7 protein-coding genes are annotated in these 6758 nt (G+C 48.2%); 4 read left to right on the forward strand and 3 right to left on the reverse strand.

The window, feature by feature from the left end:
• The first annotated feature begins 25 nt into the window (after positions 1-25).
• Positions 26-688, forward strand: a complete 663-nt coding sequence (locus ACO6VE_RS13385; RefSeq protein ID WP_422461717.1) for a hypothetical protein — start codon at positions 26-28, stop codon at positions 686-688.
• Here ACO6VE_RS13385 and ACO6VE_RS13390 read toward each other — a convergent pair.
• Positions 685-1113 carry a hypothetical protein gene (locus ACO6VE_RS13390; RefSeq protein WP_422461719.1) on the reverse strand — a complete coding sequence of 143 codons (429 nt, stop codon included), beginning with the start codon at positions 1111-1113 and terminating at the stop codon, positions 685-687. The two genes, ACO6VE_RS13385 and ACO6VE_RS13390, sit on opposite strands and share 4 nt — an antisense overlap.
• 1 nt (position 1114) lies before the next feature.
• On the opposite strand from ACO6VE_RS13390, the gene ACO6VE_RS13395 reads away from it, so the two are divergent.
• Both ACO6VE_RS13395 and ACO6VE_RS13400 read left to right on the forward strand, forming a co-directional pair.
• Positions 1115-1384 (forward strand): hypothetical protein, encoded by a 270-nt coding sequence (locus ACO6VE_RS13395; RefSeq protein ID WP_422461721.1) that lies wholly within the window; start codon positions 1115-1117, stop codon positions 1382-1384.
• A gap of 205 nt (positions 1385-1589) precedes the next feature.
• Positions 1590-1823 (forward strand): hypothetical protein, encoded by a 234-nt coding sequence (locus tag ACO6VE_RS13400; RefSeq protein ID WP_422461723.1) that lies wholly within the window; start codon positions 1590-1592, stop codon positions 1821-1823.
• Between the two features lie 61 nt (positions 1824-1884).
• Here the strand turns inward: ACO6VE_RS13400 and ACO6VE_RS13405 are convergent, their stop codons facing one another.
• Together ACO6VE_RS13405 and ACO6VE_RS13410 are read right to left on the reverse strand one after the other, a co-directional pair.
• On the reverse strand, positions 1885-2109 hold the full coding sequence (locus ACO6VE_RS13405; RefSeq protein WP_422461725.1) for an ankyrin repeat domain-containing protein: 225 nt from the start codon (positions 2107-2109) through the stop codon (positions 1885-1887).
• Positions 2110-2221: 112 nt separating this feature from the next.
• Positions 2222-4960, reverse strand: a complete 2739-nt coding sequence (locus tag ACO6VE_RS13410) for an ankyrin repeat domain-containing protein (protein ID WP_422461727.1) — start codon at positions 4958-4960, stop codon at positions 2222-2224.
• Between the two features lie 719 nt (positions 4961-5679).
• Here ACO6VE_RS13410 and ACO6VE_RS13415 point away from each other — a divergent pair.
• Entirely contained in the window at positions 5680-5913 is a 234-nt protein-coding gene (locus ACO6VE_RS13415) for a hypothetical protein (protein ID WP_422461729.1), read from the forward strand.
• Positions 5914-6758 lie beyond the last annotated feature (845 nt).

Consider the following 6758-nt stretch of genomic DNA (forward strand, 5'->3'; position numbering starts at 1 on the left):
ACCACTGAATTTTACCTTCCGGGATATGGAGTACCAGCCACAGGCAAACGGCAGGGTATTTTTCCAGATTGGTGCCTTTGATGAAGAAATCGCAGCTGTCCCTGTGGATAACAAACGACGCTTTACCTTCCAGAGCAACCGAGCCGAAGATCAGCCGGTTGTCCTGCCGTGGGGCTTCAGTCAGAAAGCCAAGGATGAAACGGTCACCGGCAACTATGGCGGCGAGGGCGGCGAGACAGACCCGGAGGTGATCAAAAAGCCAAAGCCGGAACAGCCAGAGATCAGGGAGAGTTATCTGCTTATGAACATCATCACCGCCGTGGTATTACCTGCCCGGACACCGCTGGAATTGCCCTCAATGGAGATCAGTCTTGATATTGATAGCTTCTCATGGAGCTTTACCGGGCAGCTGTGGGGCGCTTCCAATATCGCCTTGGTAGAACCGGACGAAAACGGTCCCAAGCAAATTGAGGTAAATGAACTGGCCAAGGGCGGTAATCAGAGCATTACCACTATTGAACTGCCGCTAACGGATAGCAACACGGCACCGGGCTTAATCGAGCCGGGAATGCTCGTGGAGGTAATGGATATTACTGGCGACTGGCAGGGGCTGTGCCTGGCCACCAGTATCAGTGCAAGTGGCGTGGGAGCTGTTATCAAATCAGTTGATTTAGAGCGCCACTACTAAGGGACAGGAAAAAATTGTGCAGTGAAATTCAAATAGCCCTGCTTACCTCCCACTCGGTTCCATCGCTCGACAGACTTGATAATCCGCTTCAGGCACTTTTGAAGTTCTTCAGACGTTTTTATAAAGTCATCTTCCTTAAACTGGTAGGCATACTCCTCAGTCATCGCTGTCACCTCATCCAGGCTGACCCGGCCAAGGCGCCATTCGCAGATTGTAATCAGCTGACTGCTCAGCTGCTGCTCAAATAGTGACAGGTTCTTCGTCTTGGGCGGCCGGTTTGCGAACTCTGCCCGGTAATGCTCAATGGCGGCCTCAAGTGCCCGTTTGACATCCCAATCCTCCAAAACAGGGTTCTGGTAATAGTAATTCATAATCGGGTACTCAAGATTTTGAAGGACATCTTCATACTCTTCAGTAAATTCCACTGTGCATTCCTCACCAATAAATAAGGAGATAATAGACCATGGCAACCACAATATCTGGCAACAGTTCAAGGCTCTGATACCTGAAGGCGTGCGGATTGTCGCCACCATTACCGCCAATAATGGCAATGGCACCAGTCAGGTAGAGCTTCGGGATGGTTCGGTTATTACGGTTAAGGGGGAGTCTGTAAGCGTTGGGAAGAAGGTGTTTATTCAGAACGGGGAAGTAAAGGGAGCTGCGCCGAATCTGGCACGGTACGAAGTGGAAGTGTAAGGCGATCAGATCAAGAATCAAGACCCGGCCCCGGTTTGGGCCCCGGTTTGTGGCTAGAGGAAGTTTTCACAAGCCCCTGCCATCGAGAGGCACGGAGCAGTTATCAATCATTAATTCAAGAATTCCCAGATAGCTACTTTGAACTTACCGAAGAAATTCAAACCATAAGTTGTCTGGCCTTTACTGCCCACAAAGGATAATCCCCATGGCAACCACTAACATCTGGCAGCAGTTCAAGGCGCTCATTCCTGAAGGGGTGCGGTTCGTCGCCACCATTACCGCCAAAAATGGCAATGGCACCAGTCAGGCAGAGCTTCGGGATGGTTCGGTTATTACGGTTAAGGGAGAGTCTGTAAACGTTGGTGAAAAGGCGTTTATTCAGGCTGGCGAGATAAAAGGTACAGCGCCGAGTTTGGCGCAGTATGAGGTGGAGGTTTGAAATAATCAGGAATAAGTTCTTCGCGCAATTTTATTGCTCACTGTAGAGGGCAGTCCGGTGGTTAGGCTGTATAGGGTTCAAGCAGTTTCTCGCAGTCTGTGTGGCCCCCCTCGGCAGCAAAATCAAGGGCCGTCGAGCCAACGTTATTTTTCTCATTGACATTGATTCCTGGAACGGACACCGGCTCCCTGACGATCTCTGTGTGGCCCTTAGAGGCAGCCCAATGGAGAGCCGTCCAGCCCCGTTTATCCTTCTCTTTGGCCAGGGAGGGGTCAATCTCCAGCAATTTGTGGTTGGCCTCTATTTGGCACTTTAAAAAGACGAATGTCGTTTAAGCTTTCGAGTCAGTTTGAAACAATCTCAAGGCCCGGCACCGGTTCTGCGGGTAATTTTGTTGCTCACTGTAGAACACAGGCCGATGTTTGCGCTCCATAGTCTTCAAGGAGTTCTTTGCATGCTGCGTGATGATGCTCTATGGCAAAGTCAAGAGCCGTATAGCCACCCCTTTGCTTCTCATTGATCGGGATGCGGCCATCGGCCAGCAGCACCTCGAGAGTCGCTGTGTGGCCATAACAAGCAGCTGAGTGGAGAGCCGTAACGCCAAAGTTGCCCTTTACAGTGACCGTGAAGCCATTATTGGCCAGCAGCTCCTTGACTGTTTCTGTGTGGCCATTGTAGGCAGCTAAGTGGAGAGCCGTATCGCCATCGTTGCTCTTTTCATTGACCAAGACGCGGCCATCGGCCAGCAGCTCCTTGACTGACTCTGTGTGGCCATTATCTGCCGCTTGGTGGAGAGCCGTATCGCCTTCGTTGTTCTTTTCATTGACCAAGACGCGGCCATCGGCCAGCAGCGCCTTGAGAGTCGCTGTGTGGCCTTTATATTCCGCTAAGTGGAGAGCCGTTCTGCCATCGTTCATCGTTACATTGACAAGGATGCGGCCATCGGCCAGCAGCAACTTGAGAGTTGCTGTGTGGCCATTAAATGCCGCTAAGTGGAGAGCCGTGGAACCATCGTTCATCGTTTCATTGACCTGGATTCGGCTATCGGCCAGCAGTTCCTTGACAGACTCTGTGCGGCCATGAGAAGCGGCATTATGCAGGGGTGTAGCACCATCTTTACGGCTTTTGACATTAATATCCGCTTTCATGTCACGCAGCTTTCTCAGGCAATCGGTTCGCCCCCAGCAAGCGGCTGAACTTAGTGCCGTTGTGCCGCACTTAGCAGCGATATTTATATCCGCTCCTGCCTCGATCAGCCATATCAGGCGATCAAATTTGCCCCAAAAGGCAGCTATCATCAAAGGCGTGATGCCGTCGTTATCAGTGACATTAATATTCACTCCTCTTTTATTAACAATCTCTCTCAGGCACTCGTCATCGTTTCCTTGTTGGTTGGTATAGTGTATGGGCGTCCTGCCGTTGGTTAAGGTTTCATTGATATCTCTGCCCATGTCAGCCCATTGTTGACGCCCCTCACTAATGTTGATTTTGGTGGCTATATGCAGGGCTGTTTCGCCGTTTTTATTGGTGGCATTCAAATTCGCCCCATGTTCAATCAGCGGTCTCAGGCATCCGACATGGCCGTTTTGAGCGGCCATATGCAGGGCTGTTTCACCATTGTTATTCTTGATTTTGGCCAGGGAGGAATCAATCCTCAGCAATTCCCTGATCAATCTTGTGTTGCCATTTTTGGCGGCATCGTGAAAATCCCGAACGCACCTGGATCGGTCACTGTTGGCGTCAGCTGCCGCCCGTAAGACCTTGGCGATCTCTTCGTGGCCCTTCCGGGCAGCCCAATGGAGAGCCGTCTTGCCAGAGCTATCATTCTCATTGACATTGATTTCTGGAACGGACACCAGCTTCCTGACGATCTCTGTGTGGCCCTTTTCAGCAGCCAAATGGAGAGCCGTCCTGCCAAATTCATCCTCCTTATTGACATTGATTCCTGGAACGGACACCAGCTCCCTGACGATCTCTGTGTGGCCCGCCTCAGCAGCCCAATGAAGAGCCGTCTCGCCAAAGTTATTCTTCTCATTGACATTGATTCCTGGAACGGACACCAGCTCCCTGACGATCTCTGTGTGGCCCGCCCAAGCAGCCAAATGGAGAGCCGTCAGGCCATAGTCATCTTTTTGATTGACATTAATGACGTTAACGCACAACAACGCCTTGACGTTCTCAGTGCAGCCGTTTTTAGCAGCCATATGCAGCGCTGTTTCGCCATTCTCATTGGTCGTATTAACATCAACATCCGATCCAAACTTAACCAGAGATCGCAGGCACTCCAGATGTCCGTTCTTGGCTCCCATGGCTGCCAAGTGCAGAGGTATTGTTCTTTCATTGGCAGGTTGAATCTTAGCTCCCTTAAGAAGTAGCCAATCCAGACAGTCACGATGACCGTTCTCGGCTGCCAGGTGCAGAGGCGTTTTGCCATCATTTTGAGTCAAATTAATTTTGGCCGTCGTACAGAACTGTTTTTTAAAAGCTGAGAAAGCTTTCACAGAAGCTTTAATTAGGTCCTGATTAAGCAGGTTTTTCGGGTCCTTTATTTTTCCTTTCTTAGCATCTTCTAACAGTGAAATGACTTGATCACAAATGGTCTGCCAGTTTTCTTTGGTATTGGGTACATAACCGGCTAGAGCTTTCAAACAGTTTATATCGCCATTGCCAGCGGCGATGTGCAGGGGCGTTTCACCTGTTTTCAGTTGCGAATTAACTTTTCCACCGCTGTGAATCAGGATTTCTAAACACTTAACGTTACTTCTTCCAGTGGCGATGTGCAGAGGTGTTTCACCATTGGTTGTTCGGGCAGCGTTGACATTAGCGAGATTGGAAAACAAATCAGACAGGTGAGTATAAATTTTCACTCCAAATTTGATGATTTTAATAAAAACATCGAATTTTTCCATCTGAAGAACACTTTTAATGACGCCAGGTAAATCACAAATAATGTCTATCAGAACAGACAGATGATCGGCCCTCTTGCCGATTAGCGCTTTCACAATGCTGGTGTGACCGTTACAAATAGCAATGTGCAAAGGTGTGGTTCCATCCTCGCACGAGGCATTAACATCTACTTTTTGGTCGATCAGCATTTTCAAGCGCTCAATATTGCCCTTTTCAGCGGCATCGAACAACAGCCGAACCTGGGGGGCCGAGTGCTGCGGCAAAATATTAGCAGCGGGCCGCTCTGTCAGGGTACCAGGCTCGGCCTGCTTGCCAGGGCAATTTACGTCAATTAACCTCAGTATCGTTTCTTTGCACACATAACAACTACGCTCACTGATATCACCTGCAGTGGAATTGTACCAAGAGTCGTAAATACAGACCTTGTGGAAAAAGTGAGGTTCTTGACATAGCGTCCTGACCATTGAGTGGAGACCCTGATCATAATCGGTACGCTTGCAAATAGCACAGGCTGGGGAACTTAAGGTGGTATTGCTGCCAAGTAGGTTATTCATAAAAACTCTGACAGTTTGCTGTCTCTGAATAGTTAAAAGGTTTTAACGGGAACCAGCAATTACAGGGCTTACGCACGAGGATAATGATTCTCATCAAACGCTTTAATTCAGCGCATTTTGACCATAAAAAACTCAACTCTTATGCCTAAACCCAGTCGTTTACTTCAGATATTGGTAAAAATTGATCGCAAAATAATCATAAAGGCCGTTATTCAGTCCTCTAAATACGAATGAGAATACACGTGCGTAAGCCCTGACACTGGGGGTAGGACAAAAAATCAGCAGATTGAGTTCCACAAAAAAAAATTTTTAACAAGAAGATTGTCGTTTTAATCAAAAGTCAGGTACGGAACCAATTTTTACCAGACAGTAACCGTTTATCTGGAATGCAAGCAATGGCAACCACTAACATCTGGCAGCAGTTCAAAGCGCTTATTCCTGAAGGGTTGCGGATTGTCGCCACTATTACCGCTAATAATGGCAATGGCACCAGTCAGGCGAGGCTACGGGATGATTCGGTTATTACGGTCAAAGGAGAGTCTGTGAGCGTTGGAGAGAAGGTGTTTATTCAGAACGGGGAGGTAAAGGGAGTTGCGCCGAATCTGGCGCAGTACGAAGTGGAAGTGTAAGACGATCGGATCAAGAATCAAGACCCGACCCCGGTTTTCGCGACCCCGGTTTTCGACCCCGGTTTTTCTTCAGAAGTGCAGACGGAGGTACTTTTTTTGCACGGATTCGGAGCTTTTTGTCGTCAGCTAGAAAACAGGGTATGGATATATACCAGTCACTACTTAGAGCTGTTAAGAATTACAGTAATATGCCTTTGCTGGGTGCTGAATAGTTACAAATGAGTTCAGGAAATTGGCTATATTACTAATCGCTAATCACAGGGGCTTGTTCAGCCTGTAATAATTACTGCCAAGGTTTAAGGTCGGTAAATTTTCATATCAAATTCTTATATGGTGATTAAGTGCACATTCAAACACTGCCATCGGATAATGCCCATTTCTCAAAAGAAATTATACGGCCCCGTAAGGGAACGAAGAATGGGGTAAGTGTCACCTTTTGCGCTGTTCAGCCCAGGCTTGATAATAGTCACACTCAAAAACCAGACCACACACCGCTTGTTGCTTACAAGGTAAGGCAGTTTGCCAATAGTGCTTTACAGGCTGGAAATAGTCTTGTGCGAGGTGCAGCGTCTTTTGCTTTCAGCCAGGTGATGAACTCACCTTATATCGGTGCTGTTGCGCCGGGGCTTAAAGAATCACTGCTCGGTTTTGTGGTTTTATATAATCAGTTGCCATCGACTCAGGCTGCATGCCGCTCTGATCAGTTCCTCTGCAAGAACAACAAATGTCTTCAAGAATATTATCTGTGCAATGGGAGCTATGTTGCGTTTAAGGGTTGAAGTGAAGAAATTCTAAAATTTTGTTGCCCAGTCGATCAGATGTTAGAGCATTGATGCCAGTTAAAG

The organism is Endozoicomonas sp. ALB115 (genome assembly GCF_049310245.1).
Classification (GTDB): Bacteria; Pseudomonadota; Gammaproteobacteria; order Pseudomonadales; family Endozoicomonadaceae; genus Endozoicomonas.

Bases quoted from the DNA above. Each gene is read 5' to 3' on its own strand.
- ACO6VE_RS13385 (WP_422461717.1), top strand. From the start codon at position 26: ATGGAGTACCAGCCACAGGCAAACGGCAGGGTATTTTTCCAGATTGGT.
- ACO6VE_RS13400 (WP_422461723.1), top strand. From the start codon at position 1,590: ATGGCAACCACTAACATCTGGCAGCAGTTCAAGGCGCTCATTCCTGAA.
- ACO6VE_RS13415 (WP_422461729.1), top strand. From the start codon at position 5,680: ATGGCAACCACTAACATCTGGCAGCAGTTCAAAGCGCTTATTCCTGAA.